Annotated in this window: 21 protein-coding genes, 1 tRNA gene and 2 pseudogenes; 13 read left to right on the forward strand and 11 right to left on the reverse strand. The window is 63.8% G+C overall.

Annotation, left to right across the window (positions count from 1 at the left end):
- Positions 1 to 76 precede the first annotated feature (76 nt).
- The 5 genes and pseudogenes from PWP93_RS00160 to PWP93_RS00180 all read right to left on the reverse strand — a co-directional run bounded on the left by PWP93_RS00160 (position 77) and on the right by PWP93_RS00180 (position 5,308).
- Positions 77 to 1,284: pseudogene (locus PWP93_RS00160) on the reverse strand (type II secretion system F family protein).
- On the reverse strand, positions 1,281 to 2,492 hold the full coding sequence (locus tag PWP93_RS00165) for a GspE/PulE family protein (RefSeq protein ID WP_421043042.1): 1,212 nt from the start codon (positions 2,490 to 2,492) through the stop codon (positions 1,281 to 1,283). Before PWP93_RS00165 ends, PWP93_RS00160 begins: the two are co-directional and overlap by 4 nt.
- 191 nt (positions 2,493 to 2,683) lie before the next feature.
- Positions 2,684 to 4,009 carry an HlyC/CorC family transporter gene (locus PWP93_RS00170; RefSeq protein WP_421043043.1) on the reverse strand — a complete coding sequence of 442 codons (1,326 nt, stop codon included), beginning with the start codon at positions 4,007 to 4,009 and terminating at the stop codon, positions 2,684 to 2,686.
- Between the two features lie 197 nt (positions 4,010 to 4,206).
- Positions 4,207 to 4,283: transfer RNA gene (locus PWP93_RS00175), tRNA-Pro, on the reverse strand.
- A gap of 32 nt (positions 4,284 to 4,315) precedes the next feature.
- Complete coding sequence (locus tag PWP93_RS00180; RefSeq protein WP_421043044.1) at positions 4,316 to 5,308, reverse strand: polyprenyl synthetase family protein; 993 nt, start codon at positions 5,306 to 5,308, stop codon at positions 4,316 to 4,318.
- A gap of 225 nt (positions 5,309 to 5,533) precedes the next feature.
- Here PWP93_RS00180 and rplU point away from each other — a divergent pair, with 225 nt between their 5' ends.
- The 4 genes from rplU (at position 5,534) to proB (ending at position 8,637) form a co-directional block, all read left to right on the forward strand.
- Positions 5,534 to 5,845, forward strand: a complete 312-nt coding sequence (gene rplU, locus PWP93_RS00185; RefSeq protein WP_004194344.1) for a 50S ribosomal protein L21 — start codon at positions 5,534 to 5,536, stop codon at positions 5,843 to 5,845.
- Between the two features lie 26 nt (positions 5,846 to 5,871).
- The gene (gene rpmA, locus PWP93_RS00190) at positions 5,872 to 6,135 is read left to right on the forward strand and encodes a 50S ribosomal protein L27 (protein WP_035532959.1); all 264 of its coding nucleotides are present in this window, start codon (positions 5,872 to 5,874) and stop codon (positions 6,133 to 6,135) included.
- A gap of 187 nt (positions 6,136 to 6,322) precedes the next feature.
- Positions 6,323 to 7,432 carry an Obg family GTPase CgtA gene (gene cgtA, locus PWP93_RS00195; RefSeq protein WP_421043045.1) on the forward strand — a complete coding sequence of 370 codons (1,110 nt, stop codon included), beginning with the start codon at positions 6,323 to 6,325 and terminating at the stop codon, positions 7,430 to 7,432.
- Positions 7,433 to 7,518: 86 nt separating this feature from the next.
- Positions 7,519 to 8,637, forward strand: a complete 1,119-nt coding sequence (gene proB / locus PWP93_RS00200; protein WP_421024796.1) for a glutamate 5-kinase — start codon at positions 7,519 to 7,521, stop codon at positions 8,635 to 8,637.
- A gap of 120 nt (positions 8,638 to 8,757) precedes the next feature.
- Here proB and PWP93_RS00205 read toward each other — a convergent pair whose 3' ends face one another.
- Together PWP93_RS00205 and PWP93_RS00210 are read right to left on the reverse strand one after the other, a co-directional pair.
- On the reverse strand, positions 8,758 to 9,321 hold the full coding sequence (locus PWP93_RS00205; RefSeq protein WP_421024795.1) for a CNP1-like family protein: 564 nt from the start codon (positions 9,319 to 9,321) through the stop codon (positions 8,758 to 8,760).
- Between the two features lie 96 nt (positions 9,322 to 9,417).
- Positions 9,418 to 10,086, reverse strand: a complete 669-nt coding sequence (locus PWP93_RS00210; protein ID WP_421044962.1) for an RNA pyrophosphohydrolase — start codon at positions 10,084 to 10,086, stop codon at positions 9,418 to 9,420.
- Between the two features lie 251 nt (positions 10,087 to 10,337).
- Here PWP93_RS00210 and PWP93_RS00215 point away from each other — a divergent pair, with 251 nt between their 5' ends.
- Positions 10,338 to 12,074, forward strand: a complete 1,737-nt coding sequence (locus PWP93_RS00215; protein WP_421024794.1) for a proline--tRNA ligase — start codon at positions 10,338 to 10,340, stop codon at positions 12,072 to 12,074.
- Positions 12,075 to 12,142: 68 nt separating this feature from the next.
- The gene (locus PWP93_RS00220; RefSeq protein ID WP_035532969.1) at positions 12,143 to 12,742 is read left to right on the forward strand and encodes a MarC family protein; all 600 of its coding nucleotides are present in this window, start codon (positions 12,143 to 12,145) and stop codon (positions 12,740 to 12,742) included.
- 102 nt (positions 12,743 to 12,844) lie between these two features.
- Here the strand turns inward: PWP93_RS00220 and PWP93_RS00225 are convergent.
- Positions 12,845 to 13,394: pseudogene (locus tag PWP93_RS00225) on the reverse strand (hypoxanthine-guanine phosphoribosyltransferase).
- A gap of 35 nt (positions 13,395 to 13,429) precedes the next feature.
- On the reverse strand, positions 13,430 to 14,797 hold the full coding sequence (gene ffh, locus PWP93_RS00230; RefSeq protein WP_421043046.1) for a signal recognition particle protein: 1,368 nt from the start codon (positions 14,795 to 14,797) through the stop codon (positions 13,430 to 13,432).
- Positions 14,798 to 14,902: 105 nt separating this feature from the next.
- Here ffh and PWP93_RS00235 point away from each other — a divergent pair, with 105 nt between their 5' ends.
- From PWP93_RS00235 to PWP93_RS00265, 7 genes are all read left to right on the forward strand, one after another.
- Entirely contained in the window at positions 14,903 to 15,895 is a 993-nt protein-coding gene (locus PWP93_RS00235; RefSeq protein WP_421043047.1) for a cytochrome C assembly family protein, read from the forward strand.
- A 47-nt stretch (positions 15,896 to 15,942) separates the two neighbouring features.
- Positions 15,943 to 16,314 carry a PP0621 family protein gene (locus tag PWP93_RS00240; RefSeq protein ID WP_421043048.1) on the forward strand — a complete coding sequence of 124 codons (372 nt, stop codon included), beginning with the start codon at positions 15,943 to 15,945 and terminating at the stop codon, positions 16,312 to 16,314.
- Positions 16,311 to 16,949: a 1,6-anhydro-N-acetylmuramyl-L-alanine amidase AmpD gene (gene ampD, locus PWP93_RS00245; protein WP_421043049.1), complete on the forward strand. Its 639-nt coding sequence runs from the start codon at positions 16,311 to 16,313 to the stop codon at positions 16,947 to 16,949. The genes PWP93_RS00240 and ampD overlap by 4 nt, the downstream gene beginning before the upstream one ends.
- 545 nt (positions 16,950 to 17,494) lie before the next feature.
- Positions 17,495 to 20,479, forward strand: coding sequence for a ribonucleoside-diphosphate reductase subunit alpha (locus PWP93_RS00250; protein WP_421043050.1), 2,985 nt, complete (start codon positions 17,495 to 17,497; stop codon positions 20,477 to 20,479).
- A gap of 511 nt (positions 20,480 to 20,990) precedes the next feature.
- Positions 20,991 to 22,223: a ribonucleotide-diphosphate reductase subunit beta gene (locus PWP93_RS00255; RefSeq protein ID WP_421024787.1), complete on the forward strand. Its 1,233-nt coding sequence runs from the start codon at positions 20,991 to 20,993 to the stop codon at positions 22,221 to 22,223.
- 92 nt (positions 22,224 to 22,315) lie between these two features.
- Positions 22,316 to 22,633, forward strand: coding sequence for a hypothetical protein (locus tag PWP93_RS00260; RefSeq protein ID WP_421043051.1), 318 nt, complete (start codon positions 22,316 to 22,318; stop codon positions 22,631 to 22,633).
- A 28-nt stretch (positions 22,634 to 22,661) separates the two neighbouring features.
- Positions 22,662 to 23,294, forward strand: a complete 633-nt coding sequence (locus PWP93_RS00265) for a histone H1-like DNA-binding protein (protein WP_129562856.1) — start codon at positions 22,662 to 22,664, stop codon at positions 23,292 to 23,294.
- Positions 23,295 to 23,604: 310 nt separating this feature from the next.
- Here PWP93_RS00265 and PWP93_RS00270 read toward each other — a convergent pair whose 3' ends face one another.
- Positions 23,605 to 24,081 carry a glycine zipper 2TM domain-containing protein gene (locus PWP93_RS00270; protein ID WP_421043052.1) on the reverse strand — a complete coding sequence of 159 codons (477 nt, stop codon included), beginning with the start codon at positions 24,079 to 24,081 and terminating at the stop codon, positions 23,605 to 23,607.
- A 52-nt stretch (positions 24,082 to 24,133) separates the two neighbouring features.
- Positions 24,134 to 25,075, reverse strand: coding sequence for a carbohydrate kinase family protein (locus PWP93_RS00275; RefSeq protein WP_421024784.1), 942 nt, complete (start codon positions 25,073 to 25,075; stop codon positions 24,134 to 24,136).
- Positions 25,076 to 25,079 lie beyond the last annotated feature (4 nt).

The raw sequence follows: 25,079 nt of genomic DNA on the forward strand, positions 1-25,079 counted from the left end.
GAAGATGCAGGCGCGGCGGCGACGGCAGACGAAAGGAGGGCTGGCATGGGCGGAGGACCGTAATCTGGCAGCGATGCTACACCACGTTGCCGAGTTGGATGATGGGAAGATACATCGCGACGACGAGGCCCCCGACCAGCGCGCCGAGCACCACGATCACGAGCGGCTCGCACAGGCTCGCGACGAGCGCGATCTTTTCGTCCACCTGACGGTCTGCGAGCGCGGCCACGTCGAGCAGCATGGCGTCGAGCGCACCCGATTCCTCGGCGACGGCAACGGGCTGGATCACGTCGGCCGGAAAGCAGCCTGCTGAACGCATGGCCGAGGCGAGGCGCTCGCCATGCCGCAGCCGCGCGCTGATACCCCCGCTTGCGTGGTCGAAGAAGGCGTTGCCGCTTGCATGCGCGAGCGAGTCGAAGGCATCGGCTAGCGGCGTGCCTGCGGCAAGCAGCGTGCCAAGCGCACGGCTCCAGCGTGCGGCGCACAGCGTGGTGAGCAGCGCGCCCACGAGCGGCAGGGCGAGCACGATGCGCGCGAACGTGAGGCGCGACGCTTCGGAGCGCCGCAACAGCGCGTGCAGCGCGAAGATGGCGCTGGCGGCACCGATGGCGGCGGGCCCGCTCCCGCGCGCGGCGGCGGCCGAGAGCATCAGCACGAATTGCGTTGGGGCGGGCAGCGCCGCGCCGAAACCGTCGAAGATCTGCTTGAAGGTAGGCACGACCCAGACCAGCAGCGCCGTCGTAATGGCAAGCGCGAGCAGCAGCACCGCGACCGGGTAGGTGAGCGCCGCGCGCACCTTGGCGCGCTGCATGGCAGCGCGCTCGCGATCGTCGGCAATGCGGGCGAGCACCGCAGCGAGTGCACCGGAAGCCTCGCCGACGGCAACGAGCTGGCAGTAGAGCGCACCGAACCGGGAAGGGTGTTGCGCGAGCGAGTCGGAAAAGCGCATGCCTGCAGTGATCTCGCGCGCGAGCGCGGCGGCGATGCGGGGCAGGCCGCGCGGCCCCGGCGCCTGGGCGAGCAGTTCGAGTGCGTTTGCGAGCGGCAAGCCGGCGCGCAGCAGGCTGGCGAGCTGACGCGTGAAGCGCGTGATGTCCGCGCTCGCGCGCGGCGCGGGGCTGGGCCGCGCCGCTCGAGCACGGTCGCGGTGATGCGCTCGCGCCGGAGCGCGCCGCGTGCCGCCGCCGCGTCGAAAGCGATCAACGTGCCGCTTCGCACCGTGCCCGCGGCGTCGAGGCCGCGCCATGCGAAGCGCCAGTCGGACGGCGGCGGTGTGGGCTTCATGATGGAGTGTCCGTTGCGCAGAGCGCTTCGGCGAGGCTTGTCGTGCCGTCGCGCACACGTGCGAGCGCCGCGTCGCGCAGCGTAGCGACGCCTTCCACGCGAGCCTGGCGCGCGATCTCGTGCGCGCTGCGTTGCGCGACGATCAATTCGCGCATGGCAGTGCTGACCGGCATCACCTCATGAATGCCAATGCGTCCCCGGTAGCCGATGCCATGACACGCCTCGCAGCCGCGCGCGACAAAGGGTTGGGCTTCGTTCTGCGCGTCGTCGCCCTGGCTGCAAGCGAGGCCGGCTGCATCAAGCGCCGCCGCCGATTCATCGGCTCTCGCGCGGCATTGCGGACACAGGCGCCGCACGAGCCGCTGTGCCGTGACGAGCCGCAACGCAGCGGCGAGGTTATATGGCTCCACGCCGATGTCGATGAGCCGCGCTACCGCAGCGGGCGCATCGTTGGTATGCAGGGTCGAGAGCACGAGATGCCCGGTCTGTGCTGCCTTGACAGCGACGCTGGCGGTTTCTTCATCGCGAATCTCGCCGATCATGATGACGTCCGGGTCCTGGCGCAGCAGCGCGCGCAGCGCCAGTGCGAAGGTGAGCCCGGCCTTCTCGCGCACATTGACCTGATTGATGCCCGCGAGCTGAATTTCCGCAGGATCCTCGACGGAGCAAAGATTGCGCGACGCATTGTTGAGCATCTGGAGAAAGCAATAGAGCGATAGTGTCTTGCCGCTGCCGGTCGGACCTGTGACCAGCACGAGGCCGTGCGGCGCACTGATTGCCGCATCGAGCGTTTGCTGCTGCGTTTTGTCGAGGCCGAGCGCTGCGAGCGAGAGATCGACAGGCAAGGCTTCGAGCCGGCGCAGCACGAGCTTTTCCCCATGCAGCGTAGGCAATGAGTTCACCCGGTAGTCTTCGTGCGCCTGTGTTGCGCCGCGCGGCGCGAGCCGCAGGCGCCCGTCCTGGGGAATGCGGCGCTCGGCGATGTCCATGCGCGCGAGCACCTTGATGCGCGTGACGAACGCGTCACGCAGGTGCGCAGGAGGTCGCGCGGTTTCGTGCAATACGCCATCGATGCGCAGGCGGATGCGCCAGCCGTGTTCTAGCGGCTCCACATGCAGATCGGAGGCGTTGCGCCGTGCGGCTTCGCGCAGCGTTTCAGAGAGCAGGCGCACGGCCGGCGCGTCGTCGGGTGCCGCAGAGGTTTGCATGGTGAAGCCGGCTCGTGCGGTGCCGACAGAGGCCGCGCCATCGGTGGCGAGCGCTGCGCAGACCCGCGCAGTGCCTTGTGCGATGAAACGATCAGGAATGGAAAACATCGGTTGCCGGCCCGAAGCCGCCGTGAGCGAGAGACGGCTTCATCATCGGCTGGCGCAGGAGTGCGCGCCATTCAGCCGAACGGCTAGCGTCCCGGCAGCAGCTTCCTGGCTTTTTTCAGCGCGCCCGCGCCTTTATTCGGCTTCGTGCCCGGTTTGAAGAGCTTGACCGTGCGCACTGCCTGATCGTCGCTGCGCAGCACTTCGAGCTTCACGTCACCGATCTGCACGCACACGTCGCCCTCGGGAATTTCTTCGAGTACTTCGAGGATGAGGCCGTTGAGCGTTTTGGGTCCATCCGTCGGCAGCTTGATATGCAGCCAGCGATTGAGTTCGCGCAGGGGCATGCTGCCCGGCACGATGCACTCGCCCTGATCGTTCCAGCCGCCGCGCCCCGTGCCGCTGCGCGGCATGGTGGTCGTGAACTCGCCGATCAGCTCTTCGATGATGTCCTCGGGCGTGACGAGCCCTTCCATCTCGCCATATTCGTTCACAACGAGCGCGATGCGATGACGGCTTTCCTGGAAGTACTGAAGTTGCTGGAACACGGGCGTGCCGGTCGGCACGAAGTACGGCTCGGCGAGCAGCTCGCGCAGGGTCTCCCGCTCGAAGTCCTGGTTGTGCAGCGCGGCCAGCGTCTTGCGCACGTGCAGCACGCCGAGCACGCGGTCGATGTCGCCTTGATAGACGACGAGCTTGTTGTGATAGCAGGTTTCGAGTTGATGCAGGATGTCTTCGAGCGGCGCGTCGTAGTCGAGTGCCTCGATGCGCCGGCGCGGGATCATCACGTCGTTGACGGTGATGTTCTCCAGATCGAACAGGTTCAGGAGGATGCTGCGGTGCTTGGTGGGCATGAAGCTGCCCGACTCCAGCACGATGGTGCGCAACTCTTCGGTCGAGAGCCGCTGCTCGTGCGCTTTGCTCGTGTTGATGTGCAGCACGCGCAGGATGCCGTTCGCGAACATGTTCACGAACCAGATGACCGGCTTGGTCACGCGCATGAGCGGCGCGATCAGCAGGCTCGCCGGCAGCGCGATTTTCTCGGGGAAGGTGGCGCCGACGATCTTCGGCGTGATCTCCGCGAAGACGATGATGAGGAACGCCACGATGCCGGTGGCGATCGAGAGCACCAGATTGTCGTGGCCGAACGTGTGCAGGGCGATCGAGGTGGTCAGGACCGGGATGATGGTGTTAAAGAGGTTATTGCCGATCAGGATGACCGAGAGCAGCAGGTCCGTGCGTGCGAGCAGGTTTTGCGTGGTCTTGGCGCCTAGTGCGCCGTGGTTCGCCAGATATTTCAGCCGATGGCGGTTGAGTGCCATCATCGCCGTTTCGGAGATGGAGAAGAAGCTGGAGCAGATGAGCAGGACGAAAATGGCGCAAATCTGCGCCCATAAAGGGAGGTGGTCCACGCTTCGAGACTGTGAGGGGAGAGGATGGGGAAACTATAGCAGAGGGGTGCCGCTGCACTGGCGCGCCGGGCCCCGCGTTGGCCGTGGGGATAAGGCTTCCGAATGTGGGCCCGAAGTGTGCCTGATCGCGTGCAGGCGTCTTTGCGGCAGACGAAAAAAAAGACCGTGCAACAAGTGCACGGTCTTTTTCTGAAAACTGGTCGGGGTGAGAGGATTCGAACCTCCGGCCTCTACGTCCCGAACGTAGCGCTCTACCAGGCTAAGCTACACCCCGTTTCAATCACCCTTCAAACTTGCTTCGTCTTATTAAGACTGGCGCGTCGTCGAGTAAGAACATAATTCTAGCAGGCTATCTTTGTAAATGGAAGGGGGGAATGACGAAATTGCTGTTGCGGCAGCCTGGGCTTCGGCCTTCGCGCATTGCAGCGTATGGTCGAGCGCGCCCGAACACGTGATGGCCGCGAAAATTTCGTCGAAGCGCGTCGTGCCGCCTTGCTCGATTGCCTCGCGCGCGAGCGCCGCCTCAGCAGCCGTGCCGTGCTCGATCAACCAGATGAGCGGCAGCGTGGGCTTGCCTTCGCGCAGGTCGTCGCCGGCGTTCTTGCCCATCGATTCCGGAGTGCCGGTGTAGTCGAGCCAGTCGTCCATGATCTGGAACGCCGTGCCGATGCGCCGGCCATATTCGGCAGCGGCTTCTTCCGTGCGCGCATCCGTCCCCGAAAGCACCGCGCCCAGTTGCGCCGCGGCTTCGAAGAGCTTGGCGGTCTTGTAGCGGATCACTTGCATGTAGCGGCCGGTGTCGACGTCGGCGTCATGCATGTTCAGGAGCTGCAGCACCTCGCCTTCGGAGATGATCGTCGTGGCCGCCGAGAGGATCTCCATCACGCGCATTTTGCCCACGCCCACCATCATCTCGAACGAGCGCGAATACAGGTAGTCGCCCACCAGCACGCTGGCGGCGTTGCCGAACAGGGCGTTGGCCGTCTGGCGGCCGCGCCGCAGGTCGGATTCGTCGACGACGTCGTCGTGCAGCAACGTGGCCGTGTGGATGAACTCGACGACAGCCGCGAGCGTATGGCGATGGGCGCCACGGTCACCGAGCGCGCCGGCCACGAGCAGCAGCAGTGCCGGACGCAGCCGCTTGCCTCCGGCACCGATGATGTACTCGGAGATCTGGTTGATCAGCATCACCTCGGACGCCAGACTCTGCCGGATGACACGGTTGACCTGCTCCATGTCACTGGCAACGGGCGCGAGCAGGGTGGCTGCGCTGGGGGAATGGGTGGCGGTGGACGACATGATGGCAAATAGAGGTAGTGCCGCGGATTATAAGGCGAATCGGCGCTGCGCCGGACGCTGCCCTGGCGTTTGGCCAGGGTTTCCTCGATGCTTCCCTCTATCCGATCCAGGTTTGGCCGCAGAGACGAGGTGTCAATACCTTTTGACCGTGCAGCTAACTCTATGTATAATCGACAGTTTCTGGGCGCGCAGTGCGTCCGGGATTATTGAAGAGTGAGGTTCTCAATGTACGCGGTCATAAAAACCGGCGGCAAGCAGTACAAGGTTGCCGTTGGCGAAAAACTCAAAGTAGAACAGATACCGGCTGACATTGACGCAGAAATCACGCTCGACCAGGTTCTCGCAGTGGGCGAAGGCGAATCGATTCAGTTCGGTACGCCGCTGGTCAGTGGGGCTTCCGTCAAGGCCACCGTTGTGTCGCACGGTCGTCACGCCAAAGTGACCATCTTCAAGATGCGTCGCCGGAAGCACTACCAGAAGCATGGCGGCCACCGCCAGAACTACACCGAACTGCGCATCGACGCGATCAACGCGTAAGCGCACGCAGGTAAAGGAGCAAACAAATGGCACACAAAAAGGCAGGCGGGTCGTCACGTAACGGCCGCGACTCAGAGTCGAAACGACTTGGCGTCAAGGTGTACGGCGGCCAGGCAATCCTCGCCGGCGGCATCATCGTTCGCCAGCGCGGCACGCGCATGCACCCGGGCCTGAACGTCGGCATCGGCAAGGACCACACGCTCTTCGCGCTGGTCGACGGCCACGTCTCGTTCACGACCAAGGGCGCAATGAACAAGCACACGGTCAACGTCGTTCCGGCAGCGGCCTAAGTACTTAGCCGCTCGCAATCGACGCAAGGAAGGCCCCGCGAAGTTTGCGGGGCTTTTTGTTTATGCGCTTGTCCGGGCGCGTTCGATCCGCTTCGACCGGGTTGAACGGTCGTGCAGGCCGTTCGGTCAGGTTGGCCGGTGAGGCCGCCGCGGGCAAAATAACGACATTCACGGGACGGAGTAACTCATGAAGTTCATTGACGAAGCGAAGATCGAAGTCATCGCCGGCGATGGGGGCGATGGCAGCGCGTCGATGCGGCGCGAGAAGTTCGTCCCGTTTGGCGGGCCGGACGGCGGTGATGGCGGGCGAGGCGGCAGCGTCTATGCAATTGCCGACCGCAACATCAATACGCTGATCGACTACCGCTATACGAAAAAGCATCTGGCACGCAACGGCGAAAACGGCCGCGGCTCGGACTGCTATGGCAAGGGCGGCGACGACATTACGCTGCGCATGCCCGTCGGCACGACTATCACCGACCTCGACACGGGCGAGCTGATCGCCGATTTGACCGAGCACGACCAGCGTGTGATCGTCGCGAAGGGCGGCGCGGGCGGCCTGGGCAATCTGCATTTCAAGTCGTCCACGAATCGCGCGCCGCGCCAGAAGACCGACGGCAAGCCCGGCGAGCGCCGCATGCTCAAGCTCGAGTTGAAGGTGCTGGCCGACGTCGGCCTGCTCGGCATGCCGAATGCGGGCAAGTCCACGTTCATTTCCTCGGTGTCCAACGCCAAGCCGAAGATCGCCGACTACCCGTTCACCACGCTCGCGCCAAACCTGGGTGTAGTGCGCGTGGGCCCAAGCAAGAGCTTCGTGATCGCCGACATTCCGGGCCTGATCGAAGGCGCCGCCGAGGGCGCGGGCCTTGGCCATCAGTTCCTGCGCCATCTGCAGCGCACCAATCTGCTGCTGCATCTTGTCGATCTCGCACCGTTCGACGAAACCGTCGACCCGGTTGCCGAGGCAAAGGCGATCGTCGAAGAGTTGCGCAAGTACGACGAACTGCTCTATGAGAAGCCGCGCTGGCTCGTGCTGAACAAGCTCGACATGGTGCCCGAGGAAGAGCGCGCGGCGCGCATCGCCGACTTCGTGAAGCGTTTCGAATGGGGCGGCCCAGTTTTCGAAATTTCGGCGCTGACCGGGCAGGGTTGTGAGAATCTTTGCTATGCGGTGTATGACTACACCGCAGCGCATTCGGACGCGCGCCGCGCTGCCGAGGCCGAAGACCTCGCTTCCGACGTGCGCTTTCGCGAGGGTCGCCAGGGCGATCAGGGCGCAGCGCAGTCGCAGGAATAAACCGCCGTACCCGCCGGCGCGCAGGCCGCGCCGGCGGCTTCAAGATAACTTCGCGCATCATCAGTCATTTGGGGAGACAGCGCAGCATGCGTTCCGTCATCGCCGATTCCCGGCGTCTGGTAGTGAAAGTCGGTTCGAGCCTGGTCACGAACGATGGTCGTGGGCTCGATCACGCGGCCATCGGCCGCTGGGCCGAGCAAATCGCGGCGTTGCGCGAACAAGGCAAGGAAGTCGTGCTCGTGAGTTCCGGCTCGATCGCCGAAGGCATGCAGCGTCTTGGCTGGACGAAGCGTCCACGCGAAATTGACGAGTTGCAGGCCGCTGCCGCGGTCGGCCAAATGGGGCTCGTGCAAGTCTATGAGAGCCGTTTTGCCGAGCATGGTATCCGCACGGCGCAGATTCTGCTCACGCATGCCGACCTCGCGGACCGCGAACGCTATCTGAACGCGCGTTCCACACTGCTCACGCTGCTGCGCCTCGGCGTGGTGCCGATCATCAACGAGAACGACACCGTGGTCACCGACGAAATCAAGTTCGGCGACAACGACACGCTCGGCGCGCTGGTGGCGAACCTGATCGAAGGCGACGCGCTCATCATTCTCACCGACCAGAGCGGCCTCTATACCGCCGATCCGCGCAAGGATCCGTCCGCCACACTCGTGCAGGAAGCCGATGCGGGCAAGCCGGAGCTCGAGGCGATGGCTGGCGGCGCGGGTTCGAGCATCGGCCGCGGCGGCATGCTCACGAAGATTCTCGCGGCCAAGCGCGCGGCGAACAGCGGTGCGAACACCGTGATCGCGAGCGGGCGCGAGGCCGAAGTGCTGGTGCGGCTGGCCTCGGGCGAGGCGATCGGCACGCAACTCATCGCGCGCACCGCGCGCATGGCCGCGCGCAAGCAATGGATGGCCGATCATCTGCAGGTTCGCGGCCACGTGGTGATCGATGACGGCGCCGTGCAGAAGCTCAAGGCGGACGGCAAGAGTCTTCTGCCCATCGGCGTGGTTGGTGTGCAGGGCGCTTTCGCGCGCGGCGAAGTCATTGCCTGTCTGAATGGCGAGGGCCGGGAAGTCGCGCGCGGCCTCACCAATTACAGTAGCGCCGAAACAAAGCTCATCCAGCGGCATCCGAGCGGCGAGATCGAGAGCGTTCTCGGCTACATGCTCGAGCCGGAGCTCATTCATCGAGACAATCTCGTACTGATCTGAAGGCGCTTACTCCAGTCCGATGGCTGGGGCGTGCTCGAGATGACAAAAAGCCGCAGCGGTCGTCAACCGTTGCGGCTTTTTTCATGTTCATGGCGAACGGAGGCCTGAGCGGCCCCGGTGTCAGCGCACGAGCGTCGACTGGGTGCGTCCGTAGCGAATGTTCTCGACGATCGTCGACGCCTTGCCGACCGGCATCTTGTTCGCGCAGAAGTAGTCCTGATAAAGCGCCGAGTGATAGGCGTTGAGCGTGCCATTCTCGATGCGCGACCAGTCGTTCGCCACGGTCTGGTCCCAGCCGTTGTGATCGGCGTCCAGGCTCGCGTAGAGGCGCCACTCGTAGGTATCGCAGCGGATCCCTTCGTAGTTGACGTTGCGTGCGCCAGTCGGGCTCGTGATGACGATGGTGTAGCGCACGACGCCGTCGGTGCCCACGGTGAGCGATGCCGGATCGATCGAGAACTTGAGCGGCGTATTGTTCGAGACGACGAAGCCGAGAAGCGGCGTGTTGGCCTGCGGCAGCGCCGGCAGTCCTTCGAGCTTGTTTTCCTGCCAATTGCCTTTGCGATCGAGCAGGTAGACGAAAGCGCTGTCGTCCTTGTTGGAGGGGGTAGAGCTGCCGCAGCCGGCCAGCAGGACGCTGCTTGCGGCCGCGGCGCACACCGCGGCAAGAGCCAATCGTTTCAAATTGATTTCCTTCGATGCACCGGCGCCGCGCGCAGGAATGCGCGGCGCCGGTGTTGGCAGTTCGGGCGTTGAGTACGACGTTGCGAGCGGGTCGTGTTACCTTTGCTCGCCCGGCGCAGGCTCGATCATACTCCCCGCCGTGCCGCAATCGCTTTCGAGCGCCGTGTGGCTGGCGGCGTCGGCCAGCGACGGCTCGAGTTGCACCGCTTCGGCGTGCGCGGACGTGACGATGCGCGGGTAGCGCACCTCGTGGCCGTGCACACCGCCGCCCCGCGCGGGGCGCGGCATGACCGGGCGCCGCAGGAAGCGCGATAGCTCGGTCAGGGCGAGCTGATAGACATCGCGCTTGAACTCGATGACCGCTTCGAGCGGCACCCAGTATTCGTTCCAGCGCCACGCGTCGAACTCGGGATGCTCCGTCGCCCGCAGGCAGATATCGCAATCGCGCCCGACCATGCGAAGCAAAAACCAGATCTGCTTTTGCCCTCGATAATGGCCGCGCACCTCGCGCTTGATGAACTTGTCCGGCACCTCATAACGCAGCCAGTCGCGTGTGCGACCGATAATTTTGACGTGCTCCGGATGCAGCCCGGTTTCCTCGTGCAACTCCCGATACATCGCCTGCATGGGGGTTTCACCATACTTGATGCCCCCTTGCGGAAACTGCCAGGAATGTTCGCGTAACCGTTTGCCCCAAAACACTTCGTTTCGTGCGTTCAAGAGGATGATGCCGACGTTCGGGCGAAACCCCTCACGATCCAGCATACAACCACCTTCGAATCCTTTAAAATTGCTTTGATTATAAACAGATAACGGCCCTTCCGCACCCGATGGCCATTCGCGCCCCAGAACATTGGACCGTTTCGCGAGGCGCGCGCAAACCGTGTTGGCCGCAAGCGCGTCCGGTGTCATCCGCGCGGCGCCCGCGGCCTTGTCATAATGTCGGGTCTGTGAACTCCACCGTTGGACTCTTTCGGGCGGCCTATCGTCGGGCCGCCGCCTTTGGAAAACTCTGAATGAAAGCCTCCCGTTTCTTTATCGGCACCCTGAAGGAAGCGCCGGCTGACGCCGAAGTTGTCAGCCACAAGTTGATGGTCCGCGCGGGCATGATTCGCCGCGTTGCGGGCGGCATCTACAACTACCTGCCGATCGGCCTGCGCTCGATTCGCAAGGTCGAGCAGATCGTGCGCGAGGAAATGAACCGCGCCGGCGCAATCGAGCTGCTCATGCCGGCCGTGCAGCCGGCCGAGCTCTGGCAGGAGTCGGGGCGCTGGGAGCAATACGGGCCGGAACTGCTGCGCTTCAAGGACCGCAAGCAAAGCGATTTCGTCATGGGGCCGACGCACGAGGAGGTCGTCACCGACATCGCGCGTGGCCAGATCAAGAGCTATCGCCAGTTGCCGGTGAACTTCTACCAGGTCCAGACCAAGTTCCGCGACGAAATCCGTCCCCGTTTCGGCGTGATGCGCGGCCGCGAGTTCATCATGAAGGACGCGTATTCGTTCGATAAGGACGTCGACGGCCTGAAGCTTTCGTATCAGAAGATGTATGACGCTTACGTGCGCATCTTCACGCGATTGGGCCTGCATTTCCGCGCGGTCGCGGCCGACAACGGCTCGATCGGCGGCAGCGGCTCGCACGAATTCCACGTGATCGCGGAAACCGGCGAAGACGACATCGCATACTGCCCGACCTCCGAGTTCGCGGCCAACGTGGAAGCGGCAGAAGCGCTGCCGCTCGTCGCCACGCGCGGCGCGGCTACCGAGCCGCTCACGAAGACCCCGACGCCGGGCGCGGCGAAATGCGAGGCGGTTGCCGAGATGCTCGACATTCCGCTCGAACGCACCATCAAGTCGATCGTGCTCGCGACGGACAACGAAGGCGCCGAACCCACGATCTGGCTGCTGATGCTGCGCGGCGACCACTCGCTCAACGAGATCAAGGCGGGCAAGCTCGAAGGCCTCGCGGGCTTCCGCTTCGCGACCGAAGCCGAGATCGTCGAGTGGTTCGGCACGCCGCCGGGCTACCTCGGGCCGCTCAACACGAAGAAGCCCGTGAAGGTGGTCGCCGACCGGACGGTCGCGAACATGAGCGACTTCGTGGTGGGCACGAACGAAGTCGACTTCCACACCACGGGCGTGAACTGGGGCCGCGATTTGCCGGAGCCGGTCGTCGCCGATATCCGCAACGTGCAGAAGGGCGATCCCTCGCCGGACGGCAAGGGCGTGCTCGACATCTGCCGCGGCATCGAAGTGGGACACGTGTTCCAGCTCGGCACCAAGTACTCCGACGCAATGGGTGCGACGTGCCTCGCCGAAAACGGCAAGCCCGCACCGATGCAGATGGGCTGCTACGGCATTGGCATCACGCGTATTCTGGGCGCGGCGATCGAGCAGAACTTCGATGAGAAGGGCATCATCTGGCCGGAATCGATCGCGCCGTTCCAGGTCGTCGTATGCCCGATGGGCATGGACCGCAGCGAACTCGTGCGCGAGCACGCCGAGCGCGTCTACGACGAACTGCTCAAGGCCGGAGTGGACGTGATCCTCGACGACCGTGGCGAGCGTCCGGGCGTGATGTTCGCCGACTGGGAGCTGATCGGCGTGCCGCATCGTCTCGTGATCGGCGAGCGTGGCCTGAAGGAAGGCAAGATCGAGTACCAGGGCCGCCGCGACACCGAAGCCACGCTGCTGCCGGCCGAAGAGGCCGCGCAGTCAGTGGTGCAGAAGATCCAGGCCGCACTCGCGGTTTGATGCGCCCCGGTCTGGCGCGACCCGATGTCGATGTCTATTGCTAACTGAGCCAAAGGAGCGTCGCGAGCGTGGAATACAGCTTCATGTCCGCGACGGTCCTGCTGCTGCTCATTACCGATCCGCTCGGCAACATCCCGCTTTTCATCGGGTGCCTGCATCACGTGGCGCGGGAGCGCCGGGCGATCGTGATCCTGCGCGAGGTGGCGATCGCGTTCGTGATCCTGCTCGTCTTCATGGTGGCCGGCAATGCCTTCCTGAGGATGATGGGGCTCACGGACACGTCGCTGCGCATCGGCGGCGGCATCGTCCTGTTTCTGATCGCGCTGCGCATGATTTTCCCGCATCCGGGCGGCCCGTTCGGCGGGAGCGACAAGGGCGGCGAGCCGCTCATCGTGCCGCTTGCGATTCCCGCGCTTGCGGGGCCTTCGGCGCTCGCCACGGTCATGCTGCTCACGTCGCAGGCGCCGGGCAAGCTGTTCGAGTGGATCGGCGCGCTGGTCGTGACGATGGCGATCTGCGCGATCGTGCTGCTGCTCGCGGAGCGTATTCAGCAATGGCTCGGCGAGCGCGTGGTGACGGCTTTCGAGCGGCTGATGGGCCTCGTGCTCGTGGCGATTTCGGTGGAGATGATTCTCGCGGGGATCAGCACGTTCGTGCATCACCTTTGACGCTGTTACCTGGTCGTTGATTGCGCCGAAGAGCAAAAAAGCAGCCCGTGGGCTGCTTTTTTCATGGTGCTGGCCTCATGCGCACCAAGCCGATGTCGCGTTTCAAGCGCCTTCGGTCAGCGCGCGGATGGTCGGCAGATTGCGCCAGTAGCCCTTCGCGTCCATGCCGCAGCCGAACACATAGCGGTCCGGCACCGAAAAGCCGCAGTAATCCGGATGCAGCGGCTTGGCCTTCGAGAGAATCTTTTCGCACAACACAGCCGAGAGAAAACGCTTCGCGCCCATGTCCATGATGCGGTCGCGGATCGCGGCCATGGTCTCGCCTTCGTCGAGGATGTCGTCCAGCACGAGCACGACGCGGTCCTTCACCGACTCGCGCGGCGCCACGCGCCACTGCATTTCCGCGCTGCCCTTGATGGCGTTGCGGTAGCGCGTGAGGTGGATGTAGTCGAATTCGAGCGGGAAGTCGAGGTGCGGCAACAGCATGCCGGTGAACACGGCAGCCGCCCATCACCGACAGCACGAGCGGAAAGTCCTCGCTGACCTCGGCGCGGATGGAGTCGGCCATCCGGCCGATCGACGCATTGACTTCGCCTTCCGTAACGATTTCTTCGGAGTGGCGGAAAATGTGGAGGGCTTCTTCGCGATTCATGACTGTGGTGAGGCTCTAGTTGTAGCTATTGTCCATCAACGCATGCCGGGCATCATGCCCTTCATGCCGCGCATCATTTTCTGCAGATTGCCGCCCTTGAGCTTCTTCATCATGGTGCGCATCTGGTCGTACTGGTTCAGCAGGCGGTTGACCTCCTGGACCTGCACGCCCGCGCCGGCCGCGATGCGGCGCTTGCGCGTGGCCTTGATGAGTTCGGGCTTGGCGCGCTCGGCGGCGGTCATCGAGTTGATGATGCCTTCCATGCGGCGCATCTGCTTCTCGGCCTGGCCCATGTCGGCGCCCGAGGCGGCCTGCTGGAACTGCGCGGGCAGCTTGTCCATGAGCGACGAGAGGCCGCCCATCTTCTTCATCTGCGAGAGCTGCGCGCGGAAGTCGTTGAGGTCGAAGTCGCCGCCTTTCTTGACCTTGTCGGCGAGCTTCTGTGCGGCTTGAACATCGACGCCGCGCTGCGCTTCCTCGACGAGCGCGAGAATGTCGCCCATGCCGAGGATCCGGTTCGCCATGCGGTCCGGATGGAACACTTCGAGGCCGTCGAGCTTTTCCGCGACGCCGACGAACTTGATCGGCTTGCCCGTGATGTGGCGCACGGAAAGCGCCGCGCCGCCGCGCGAGTCGCCGTCGAGCTTGGTGAGCACGACGCCGGTGAGCGGCAGGGCGTCGTTGAACGCCTTCGCGGTGTTGACCGCATCCTGGCCGAGCATCGCGTCGACCACGAAGAGCGTTTCAGCCGGCTTGAGCGAGGCGTGCAGCGCGGCGATCTCGTTCATCATCGCCTCGTCGATGCCGAGGCGGCCGGCCGTGTCGACGAGCAGCACGTCGTGATAGTGGCGCTTGGCCCAGTCGACGGCCGCCTTGGCGATGTCGACCGGCTTTTGATCGGGCTGCGAAGGGAAGAAGTCGGCGCCGACCTGTTCCGTCACCGTCTTCAACTGCGCGATGGCGGCAGGGCGGTAGACGTCGCAAGAAACGGTGAGGACCTTCTTCTTGTACTTCTCGCGCAGGAGCTTGGCAAGCTTGCCGACCGTGGTGGTCTTGCCGGCGCCTTGCAGACCCGCCATCAGGATGACCGCGGGCGGCGTGACGGCGAGATCGAGCTCGGCGGCCTTGCCTTCGTAATCGCCGCCGATCACGGCGGTCAGCTCGCGCTGCACCACGCCGACGAGCGCCTGGCCCGGCGAGAGGCTGGCGAGCACTTCCTCGCCGAGCGCCTTCTCCTTCACCTTGGCGATGAATTCGCGCACGACGGGCAGCGCCACGTCCGCTTCCAGCAGCGCGAGGCGTACTTCGCGCAGCATTTCCTGCGTGTTGGCCTCGGTCAGCCGGGCCTCGCCGCGCAGCGTCTTGACGACGTGCGCCATCCGTTGAGTGAGATTGTCGAGCATGGGGAGCGGTGAGCAGTGCGGCCCGGCGCACGCGCGCGAAAGCGGGAATCGATGGCGATTCGTCGCGATCCGTCGCGGAGAGGGGGCCTATAGTAAACTTCGAACATGGATATTGTACTGTATGCCCTCACCGTGCTCCTGTACGGCGGTTTGTGTGCCGCCGACTGGCGGGCATTGCGCCGCGCGAGCACCGCGCCGCTCTTCGGCAGCGTGCCGCCGGTGGCGGTTGCCGCCGGCGCGCCGGGTGTTGCCGGTGCTTCGAGCGTCTCCTCGGGGAGTTCGGGTGCTTCGCACGATGGTGCGCCGCGCGCGCGCAGTTTCGGCCCGCTTTCTCGCGCGCTGCTTTTCGTGGCGCTCGCGGCACATGGCGTACTGCTGCACATGACGATCTTCCCTGCCCATGAAATGGTGTTCGGCTTCGCGTTCGCGTTGTCGGCCATGTTCTGGCTCGGCGCGGGGATCTACTGGATCGAGAGCTTTTTCTTCGCGCTCGACGGGCTGCGCTTGCTGCTGCTGCCGCTGGCCGCCGTGGCCGCGATTCTGCCGCTCGTGTTCGGCGGCGTGCGCGTGCTGCCTTACGCGGCTGCGCCCATGTTCAAGCTGCACTTCGTCATCGCCAATGTCGCCTACGGACTCTTCGCGATTGCCGCGCTGCACGCAGTGCTGATGCTCGCGGTCGAGCGCCGTCTGCACGCGCTCAAGGGTGCGGGTTTCCAGCGCAACGGCGGCAATCGCGCTGGTAACCGCAGCGCCGGATGGCTCTCGAACTGGATCGAGACGCTGCCGCCGCTCCTCACGATGGAGAAACTGCTGTTCCGTCTGATCGGCGCGGGTTTCGTGCTGCTCACGGCCACGCTGGTCTCGGGCATCGTGTTCAGCGAGCAACTGTTCGATCGTCCGCTTTCACTCGATCACAAGACGGTGTTCGCGATTCTCTCGTGGCTGATGTTCGGCTCGCTGCTCACCGCGCGCAAGATTTCCGGCTGGCGCGGCCGCGCCGCGCTGCGCTGGGTGATCGCATCGTTCGTCGCGCTCCTGCTCGCCTATGTGGGTAGCCGCTTCGTGTTCGAGGTGCTGCTGCATCGTCCCATCGTCTGACGCGAGGCGCAGTGCTTCGCTACTGGCGTACATCACACGCTGATTCCATGAGACAGATTCTTCTTCTTATCCTGCTGTTCATCGTTGGGCAGTGGTTCTTCAAGTCGCTGCGCAATTCGCAGCATTCGCGTCCAGGCGCCGACCCGCGACAGGGCGGGGCAAGCGGTGCTTGGCGCGCGGGCAATGGCACCGGCGCTGCTGGCGGTCCTTTCGGTGCGAATAGCGCGGGCGCTGGCAACGCGGCCGGCAATCGCACTGGCAACGGCGCGTTGCCCGAGCCGATGGTCCGCTGCGCGGAGTGCGGCGTTCATGCGCCGCGCAACGAGTCGGTGAGCGTGGGCGCGCAAACCTTCTGCTGCGCCGAGCATGCGCGTGCGTACGACGCGCGCAAGACCCGTCAGAATCGTCCCGCGCGATGAGCGCGACCCCGTCGTCCGCGGAGCCCGGGTTCGCCGTCGATGCGCAGGGCTGGGTTGCTGGCGCGCGCCGTCTGCCGACGTTCAACTTCGAGGCGCGTCCTGCGGGTGCGGTCCCCACGTTGATCGTGGTGCACAACATCAGTTTGCCGCCCGACACCTTTGGCGGCCCGGAGATCGCGGACCTGTTCCTCAATCGTCTCGATTGCGATGCGCATCCGTATTTCGATGCACATCTGCGCGGCGTGCGTGTTTCCGCGCACTTCGTGATTCATCGCGACGGCATGCTCGAGCAATTCGTCTCGTGCGCCGAACGCGCATGGCACGCGGGGCTGTCCAGCTTCCTCGGACGCGAGCGTTGCAATGACTTCTCGATCGGCATCGAACTCGAGGGCAGCGATACGCGCGCGTTCGAGCCCGCGCAATATGCGACGCTCGCGCCGCTCGTCAGGGCACTGGCGGCTCACTATCCAATCGATGCGCTAGCGGGACATTCTGACATTGCGCCGGGCCGGAAAACGGATCCCGGCCCGCATTTCGACTGGGCGCGCTTGCAGCGCGAGACGCAACTCGACGACACCTTCTTCCCCTATATCCACCCGCGCGTAGAGAGCGACCAACACGACGCGTCGTCGTGACCCACCCAGGCGCAACGTTAGACCCGCGACCTGCACACAAAAGAGGCATTCGGCAGGCGCGCAGCGAGGGTGTACGCGCGCTGCTCGAAGACCACTTGCCGGTGCGCCCGGCGGTAACGCCCGCGCTGTCTGGGCTGGCGTCTTGTCAAGATGGGACCATTAAAAAAAGGCGTTTGACCCGTCTGGAACTTCTACTATACTTCGTACCCGAAGCACGGCTTTACACCATATGTTGTGTTTTTCTGCGGCGCCCCGCTCTGACGAGCATGGCGCCGCACGCATTAGCGGCGTACGAAAAATTGTGCGGTGCAACGGGTGCAAGAAGCCGGCAGCACCGCCTGCAATCGAGAGTAAAGGTACAGCCAATGATCGCGGCATACACGATGAAGACCGAAGCAATCCGTGACTCATCTGCCTTGTCGCATCCGGCAGCCTCGCCAGGCTGGCTTTTCTTCTCCGCCCAATCGACCGCGCACACGGGGGCGCGGCGTCCGATTTAACTCGCGAAAACCTTTCGCTCATTTCCAGGACCAGGAGCTTTGCACATGCAAACGACCGATAACGTCTCGACCCAGTACGAAGGCGCGCCTGCTGCGCGCACGCTGGGTGGCCAGCCGCAGGACGGCCAGGCCGGCGCGACGCAGTTCGCCGACCATAAGGTGATCCGCCGTAACGGCAGCGTGGTGGGCTTCGAGCCGTCGAAGATCGCCCTCGCGATGACCAAGGCATTCCTGGCCGTCAATGGCGGGCAGGGCGCTGCTTCGGCGCGCGTTCGCGAACTCGTCGAGCAGCTCACGCAGAACGTCGTGCGCGCACTTGTGCGCAGCCGTCCGAATGGCGGCACGTTCCACATCGAAGACATCCAGGACCAGGTCGAGCTCGCGCTTATGCGCGGCGGCGAGCACAACGTCGCGCGCGCCTACGTGCTGTATCGCGAGAAGCGCAACCAGGAGCGCGCGCATGCGCCGGAAGCGGCAGCCGCAGCGCCTGGCATCAACGTCACCGACAACGGCGTGACGCGTCCGCTTGACATGCACGCGCTGCGCGCGCTGATCGTCTCGGCTTGCGACGGTCTCGGTGATGCCGTGAACGCCGACCCGATCGTCGCGGAAACGGTGAAGAACCTGTACGACGGCGTGCCGATGTCGCAGGTCTACGACTCGGCGATTCTCGCTGCGCGCACGATGATCGAAAAGGATCCGGCGTATAGCCAGGTCACCTCGCGCATTCTGCTGCACACGATCCGTCGCGAAATTCTCGAAGAGGAGGTCACGCAAGCCGACATGGGCTGGCGTTACGCGGAGTACTTCCCGCAGTTCATCAAGCGCGGCGTCGAAGCTGGCCTGCTCGACGACAAGCTCCAGCAGTTCGACCTGAAGCGTCTGGGCAATGCGCTCGACGCGAGCCGCGACCTGCAGTTCGGCTACCTCGGCCTGCAGACGCTGTACGACCGCTACTTCCTGCACGTGCACGGCACGCGCATCGAAATGCCGCAGGCATTCTTCATGCGTGTCGCGATGGGCCTCTCGCTCAACGAGATCGACCGCGAAGCGCGCGCGATCGAGTTCTACAACGTGCTCTCGTCGTTCGACTTCATGTCGTCCACGCCCACGCTGTTCAACTCGGGCACGCACCGCTCGCAGCTTTCGTCGTGCTATCTCACGACGGTTGCCGACGACCTCGACGGCATCTACGAAGCGCTCAAGGACAACGCGCTGCTATCGAAGTTCGCGGGCGGCCTCGGCAACGACTGGACGCGTGTGCGCGCGCTCGGCTCGCACATCAAGGGCACCAACGGCAAGTCGCAAGGCGTCGTGCCGTTCCTGAAGGTGGTCAACGACACGGCCGTGGCCGTGAACCAGGGCGGCAAGCGTAAGGGCGCGGTGTGCGCGTACCTGGAATCGTGGCACCTCGACATCGAAGAATTCCTCGAGCTGCGCAAGAACACCGGCGACGACCGCCGCCGCACCCACGACATGAACACGGCGAACTGGATTCCCGACCTGTTCATGAAGCGCGTGATGGAAGGCGGCGAGTGGACGCTGTTCTCGCCCTCGACCTGCCCGGACCTGCACGACAAGTTCGGCATCGAGTTCGAGCAGGCTTACACGGCTTACGAAGAGAAGGTCGCGCGCGGCGAGATCAAGCTGTTCAAGAAGATCCCGGCAGCGCAAATGTGGCGCAAGATGCTCGGCATGCTGTTCGAAACGGGCCATCCGTGGATCACGTTCAAGGATCCGTGCAACATCCGTTCGCCGCAGCAGCACGTGGGCGTCGTCCACTCGTCGAACCTGTGCACGGAAATCACGCTGAACACCAGCGACAGCGAAATCGCCGTGTGCAACCTGGGCTCGGTGAACCTCGTCGCGCACATGGTCGAACAGGCCGACGGCACGTTCGCACTCGACCACGACAAGCTCAAGCGCACCATCAGCGTGGCGATGCGCATGCTCGACAACGTCATCGACATCAACTACTACGCGGTGTCGAAGGCGCGTAACTCGAACCTGAAGCACCGTCCGGTGGGTATGGGCATCATGGGCTTCCAGGACTGCCTGCACGTGCTGCGCACGCCGTTTGCTTCGCAAGAGGCCCTGGAGTTCGCCGACCGCTCGATGGAAGCCGTCTGCTACTACGCGTACTGGGCGTCGACGGAGCTGGCAGCCGAGCGCGGCCGCTACTCGACGTATCGCGGCTCGCTGTGGGATCGCGGCATCCTCCCGCAGGACACGCTCAAGCTGCTCGCCGAGCAGCGCGGCGGCTACGTCGAAGTCGACTCGAGCGAGTCGATGGACTGGGCCTCGCTGCGCGAGCGCATCGCCACGCACGGCATGCGCAACTCGAACTGCATCGCGATCGCACCTACGGCCACCATCTCGAACATCATCGGCGTGTCGCCGTGCATCGAGCCGACGTTCCAGAACCTCTACGTGAAGTCGAACCTCTCGGGCGAATTCACAGTGGTGAACGACTACCTCGTGCGCGACCTGAAGGCACGCGGCCTGTGGGACGAAGTCATGGTCGCCGACCTGAAGTACTTCGACGGCATGCTCTCGCGCATCGACCGCATCCCGGCCGACCTGCGCGCGGTGTACGCGACGGCGTTCGAAGTCGACCCGACGTGGCTCGTCGAAGCGGCTTCGCGTCGCCAGAAGTGGATTGACCAGGCGCAGTCGCTGAACATCTTCATGGCGGGTGCATCGGGCAAGAAGCTCGACGAGATCTACAAGCTCGCCTGGATCCGCGGCCTGAAGACCACGTACTACCTGCGCACGATGGCGGCCACGCACGTCGAGAAGTCGACGGTCGCGCACGGCGCGCTCAACGCAGTGCCGACCGGCGGCAACGGCGGCGGTGCGGGTAGCGCAGGCGGCGCTGGCTTCGGCGCGGCAGGCGGTGCTGGCAACGGCACGGACTCGAGCGTGATGCAGGCGGCTGCGGCAGCAGAGGCAGCACCCGAGGCGGAAGGTCCGGTGTGCATGATGCGCCCGGGCGATCCCGGCTTTGAAGAGTGCGAGGCTTGCCAATAAAGCGGCAGCGCGCGATGCAACGTCGCGCACATGCAGCAGGGCCGCAAGCACGGCAGCATCAGTAGTCAGTAGTAAACAGTAGGTAGTCGATGTAACGGTCAGCGCGCGCAATGTGCGCTGACCGACTCTCCTGGCGACGCGCGGCACGCGCGTTGCGAAGCGCGAAGCTGACGCAAACGCGGGATGCAGCGAGATGCACATGCGAGAAGCAAGAAGCGCTAACAGGAAGGAATCCCTGGAGTTTCGCGCGCGAGCGAACGGCGCGCTGCGAACCGACTTTCACACACGCTTGCGATGTCGCGAAGACCCACGATCAGGCTCGCATGGACATGATCGTCGCGACGAACACGCGATGCTTGAGCGCCGTTCATGCGATGCGAACGACACGATGCAATAACAAAGTGTTGTATCGAGGTCGCAACGCGAATCGAAAACAGGATTTTTCGTGTGCGAACCCTTTTATCGCGCATGAAAAGATGGTACAAACCGATCTAAATTGATGGTGACATTTATGCTCAACTGGGATGACGAGATCACGGCCGTAACTCCGTCGAGCGGTGCGCAGCAAAACGCAATGCGCAACCTCGCGGGAGTGGCTGTCTCTGTTCCGGATGCACAGATTGCGCAGCTCAATCTGCATTCCACTCCTCAGTCCTCTTCGGCGCACAACATCTTCGCCGCCGACTTCGCAGTCGCACCGCCGCCGCAAGCACCGGTCTCGGCAGAAGCCCGCGTGAATGTCGCCGACAAGCGCATCATCAACGGCCAGACCGACGTGAACCAGTTGGTCCCGTTCAAGTACAAGTGGGCTTGGGAGAAGTACCTGTCCGGCTGCGCGAACCACTGGATGCCGCAGGAAATCAACATGTCGCGCGACATCGCCCTGTGGAAAGACCCGAATGGTCTGACCGAGGACGAGCGCCGCATCGTCAAGCGTAACCTCGGCTTCTTTGTGACCGCCGACTCCCTCGCCGCCAATAACATCGTGCTCGGCACCTACCGGCACATCACGGCGCCCGAATGCCGCCAGTTCCTGCTGCGGCAGGCATTCGAAGAGGCGATCCATACGCACGCGTACCAGTACATCGTCGAGTCGCTGGGCCTGGACGAAGGCGAGATCTTCAACGCGTACCACGAGGTCAAGTCGATCCGCGACAAGGACGAGTTCCTGATCCCGTTCATTCATACGCTCACGGATCCGTCGTTCAAGACCGGCACGCTCGAAGCGGACCAGAAGCTGCTCAAGTCGCTGATTGTGTTCGCCTGCATCATGGAAGGCCTGTTCTTCTATGTAGGCTTCACGCAGATTCTCGCGCTCGGCCGCCAGAACAAGATGACCGGTGCTGCAGAGCAGTATCAGTACATCCTGCGCGACGAGTCGATGCACTGCAACTTCGGTATCGATCTGATCAACCAGATCAAGCTCGAGAATCCGCAGCTGTGGACCCCGGCGTTCCGCGCGGAGATTACCGAGTTGTTCAAGCATGCGGTCGACCTCGAGTACCGTTACGCGGAAGACACCATGCCGCGCGGCGTGCTGGGCCTGAACGCATCGATGTTCAAGAGCTATCTGCGCTTCATCTGCAATCGCCGTTGCCAGCAGATCGGTCTCGATACGCTGTTCCCGAACGAAGAGAACCCGTTCCCGTGGATGAGCGAGATGATCGACTTGAAGAAGGAACGCAACTTCTTCGAGACGCGTGTGATCGAATATCAGACCGGCGGTGCGCTGTCCTGGGAATAACCCGGGCGCACCCGGAGCCAAGTCTTTTGGGGTTGCCGCCAGGCGCCATATGAGCGCCTCGGCCGGCGGATGATTAGGAGCAGGAACGCCTGATGCAAAGCGTGCCCGGAGCCTTGGCGGCTCACCGATATGACCGGCACTTTGCGAACCCTTCAGTGGGATGGGCAAACTTCCCCCCGGAAAAGGGCGTGGGTCGTGTGACCTGCGCTTTCAACGAACGTTGGCCGGCGTCGGTATCCGACGCCGGATCGATCTGGCGCGCGGTGCCTCATGGCACGGTGCGCCTTACCGCATTCATTAGCGTAAGCGCGCGGGATCAGCGTACGCCGATGAATAGCCCGCTTCGTAGTGTGCGCCGTGAGAAGCGTTCGCGGGAAGCGGGTTTTGACGAAGGGTGTAGTTTGAACTGACTCTCATCTGAACCTGAAGGAGAAAAAAATGGCAACTGCCAAGAAAAAGCCGGCGGCCAAGAAAGCCGCAGTGAAGAAGGTTGCAGCGAAGAAGGCAGCACCGGCCAAGAAGGCCGCAGCGAAGAAGGTTGCTGTGAAGAAGGTTGCAGCCAAGAAAGTCGCAGTGAAGAAGGTCGCAGCGAAGAAGGCCGCACCGGCGAAGAAGGCTGCAGCGAAGAAAGTCGCGGTGAAGAAGGTTGCGGCGAAGAAGGCAGCACCGGCGAAAAAGGCCGCTGCAAAGAAGGTTGCAGCGAAGAAAGTCGCCGTGAAGAAGGTTGCAGCGAAGAAGGCAGCACCCGCGAAGAAGGCCGCAGCGAAGAAAGTCGCGGTGAAGAAGGTTGCTGCCAAGAAGGCGCCTGCGAAGAAGGCTGCTGCCAAGAAGGCCGCGCCTGCGAAGAAGGCTGCTGCCAAGAAGGCTGCGCCTGCGAAGAAGGCTGCTGCCAAGAAGGCTGCACCTGCGAAGAAGGCCGCCGCGAAGAAGGCTGCCAAGAAGGCACCTGCGAAGGCGGCCGCTGCCGCGCCTGCTGCCCCTGCTGCGCAACCGGCTGCGCCCGCAGCAACGGTCAAGACTGCCCTGAACCCGGCCGCAGCATGGCCGTTCCCGACCGGCAGCCGTCCGTAAGTAGTACGAGCCGAAGCGCACGAGAGTCAGTCAATACGCGCGCTTCGGTGGCAGGGCGGGGCGCTGTGTCTGCGGATGCATCTGCGCAGGCGCAAATGCCGGGCCCGCTCCCAGTCCCGTCGTCGGTTTGTCCGCGACGGGATTTTTTTCGTCCGTGGCTTTTGCTCACTCGCCGCGTCAAGGCGCGCTGAGTGCCGGCAACGCCGTTTGGCGCGGGCATGAAAAAAGGCGCATGCACAGGGGAGCACATGCGCCTGAGGTTCCGCAGGAAGGCGCAAGACGCCGCTGCGGTACAGGGGAAACCGGTTAATCAGTGCGTCACGCGCGTGACGCCTCCGCTCGAGACCAGGCGCACCCGCTCGCCAGCTTGAAAGGCCTCGCCGGTGGCGGCCTGGGTGATGGCGCGATAGTCGCCGTTATCGAGGCGCACCGTGATCTCGAGGCCGTTGTGCATCGCAACGCCGTTCTCGACGGCGTTGCCGGCCACTGCACCCGCGATGCCTCCGATGATGCCCGTGATGATCGAGCCTGTGCCACCGCCAATCTGGCTGCCCGCCACGGCGCCAAGCGCGCCGCCGCCCACTGCGCCGATTCCGCTCGGCTGGCCGTTGTTGGAACTGATCTTCACCGCGCGCACGCTTTCGACCGTGGCCATGCGCACCGTGGCTTCGCGTTGCGCCTGGGAGGCGGTGTAGACATCAGCGGAACTGCTGTTATAAGCACAGCCCGACATGGCGAGCGAGCCCGCAATCATGACGGCGACGATCACACGACTTGTTGTTTTCATTTCCCGTAACTCCAAAGAGCGCCGCCGGTGACGAAGGAGGCGGCGCCCGGATTCAGAGCGGCAGTTCGTAGTCGAACGCCGCCTTGAACCGTTCCTTGATTTGCGCCCGCGAGGGCGCGTAGTTCTGCGGTCCGAGATGCTCGATTTTCAGCGCGCCCATGAGGCTGGCAAGACGTCCCGTGGTGGCCCAGCCGAGGTTGTTCTGGATGCCGTAGAGCAGACCGCCGCGGAAGGCGTCGCCGCAACCCGTGGGGTCGAGCACTCGTTCGGCACGCACCGATGGAATTTCTTCGATGCCGCCGCCGTGGTAGATCTGCGAACCGTGCTCGCCGCGCGTGACGATGAGTGCATCGACATGGCTCGCGATTTCTTCGAGCGACCAGCCAGTGCGATGACTGACCAAATTCGCTTCGTAGTCGTTGACCGTCACATAGGTCGCAAGTTCAATAGCGCGTCGAAGCGACGCACCGTCGAAGAGCGGTAGTCCTTGACCCGGATCGAAGACAAATGGAATGCCCGCATGCGCGAACTGCTCCACGTGCTGGACCATGCCGTCGAAGCCGTCCGGCGCGACGATGCCGAGCTTGATGCCAGGCGCTTCGTCGGCGCGGTTCAGGTGCGATTGCATCATCGCGCCCGGGTGGAAGGCCGTGATCTGGTTGTTCTCGAGATCGGTCGTGATCATCGCCTGTGCCGACCACGTGTCGGGCAGCACGCGCACGTGCGCTTTCGAGAGGCCGAGCGTGTCGAGGCGTTCGAGATAAGGTTGCGCATCGGCGCCACCGAGCGTCGCCATGATGCGCGCGTCGCCGCCAAGCAGATGCAGCGAGTAAGCGATATTGCCCGCGCAGCCGCCGAATTCGCGGCGCATCGTCGGCACGAGAAAGCTCACGTTCAGAATGTGCACCTGCTCAGGCAGGATGTGTTCCCGAAAGCGGCCTTCGAAAGTCATGATGTTGTCGTAGGCGAGCGAGCCGCAGATCAGCGTAGCCAAGGCA

Origin of the sequence: Paraburkholderia sp. A1RI-2L (assembly GCF_048957375.1) — a bacterium.
Classification (GTDB): Bacteria; Pseudomonadota; Gammaproteobacteria; order Burkholderiales; family Burkholderiaceae; genus Paraburkholderia.

Coding starts and splice junctions, on each gene's coding strand:
- PWP93_RS00165 (WP_421043042.1), bottom strand. CDS start 2,492: ATGCAAACCTCTGCGGCACCCGACGACGCGCCGGCCGTGCGCCTGCTC.
- PWP93_RS00180 (WP_421043044.1), bottom strand. CDS start 5,308: ATGTCGTCCACCGCCACCCATTCCCCCAGCGCAGCCACCCTGCTCGCG.
- rplU (WP_004194344.1), top strand. CDS start 5,534: ATGTACGCGGTCATAAAAACCGGCGGCAAGCAGTACAAGGTTGCCGTT.
- rpmA (WP_035532959.1), top strand. CDS start 5,872: ATGGCACACAAAAAGGCAGGCGGGTCGTCACGTAACGGCCGCGACTCA.
- cgtA (WP_421043045.1), top strand. CDS start 6,323: ATGAAGTTCATTGACGAAGCGAAGATCGAAGTCATCGCCGGCGATGGG.
- proB (WP_421024796.1), top strand. CDS start 7,519: ATGCGTTCCGTCATCGCCGATTCCCGGCGTCTGGTAGTGAAAGTCGGT.
- PWP93_RS00210 (WP_421044962.1), bottom strand. CDS start 10,086: ATGCTGGATCGTGAGGGGTTTCGCCCGAACGTCGGCATCATCCTCTTG.
- PWP93_RS00215 (WP_421024794.1), top strand. CDS start 10,338: ATGAAAGCCTCCCGTTTCTTTATCGGCACCCTGAAGGAAGCGCCGGCT.
- ffh (WP_421043046.1), bottom strand. CDS start 14,797: ATGCTCGACAATCTCACTCAACGGATGGCGCACGTCGTCAAGACGCTG.
- PWP93_RS00235 (WP_421043047.1), top strand. CDS start 14,903: ATGGATATTGTACTGTATGCCCTCACCGTGCTCCTGTACGGCGGTTTG.
- PWP93_RS00240 (WP_421043048.1), top strand. CDS start 15,943: ATGAGACAGATTCTTCTTCTTATCCTGCTGTTCATCGTTGGGCAGTGG.
- ampD (WP_421043049.1), top strand. CDS start 16,311: ATGAGCGCGACCCCGTCGTCCGCGGAGCCCGGGTTCGCCGTCGATGCG.
- PWP93_RS00250 (WP_421043050.1), top strand. CDS start 17,495: ATGCAAACGACCGATAACGTCTCGACCCAGTACGAAGGCGCGCCTGCT.
- PWP93_RS00255 (WP_421024787.1), top strand. CDS start 20,991: ATGCTCAACTGGGATGACGAGATCACGGCCGTAACTCCGTCGAGCGGT.
- PWP93_RS00260 (WP_421043051.1), top strand. CDS start 22,316: ATGCAAAGCGTGCCCGGAGCCTTGGCGGCTCACCGATATGACCGGCAC.
- PWP93_RS00265 (WP_129562856.1), top strand. CDS start 22,662: ATGGCAACTGCCAAGAAAAAGCCGGCGGCCAAGAAAGCCGCAGTGAAG.
- PWP93_RS00270 (WP_421043052.1), bottom strand. CDS start 24,081: ATGAAAACAACAAGTCGTGTGATCGTCGCCGTCATGATTGCGGGCTCG.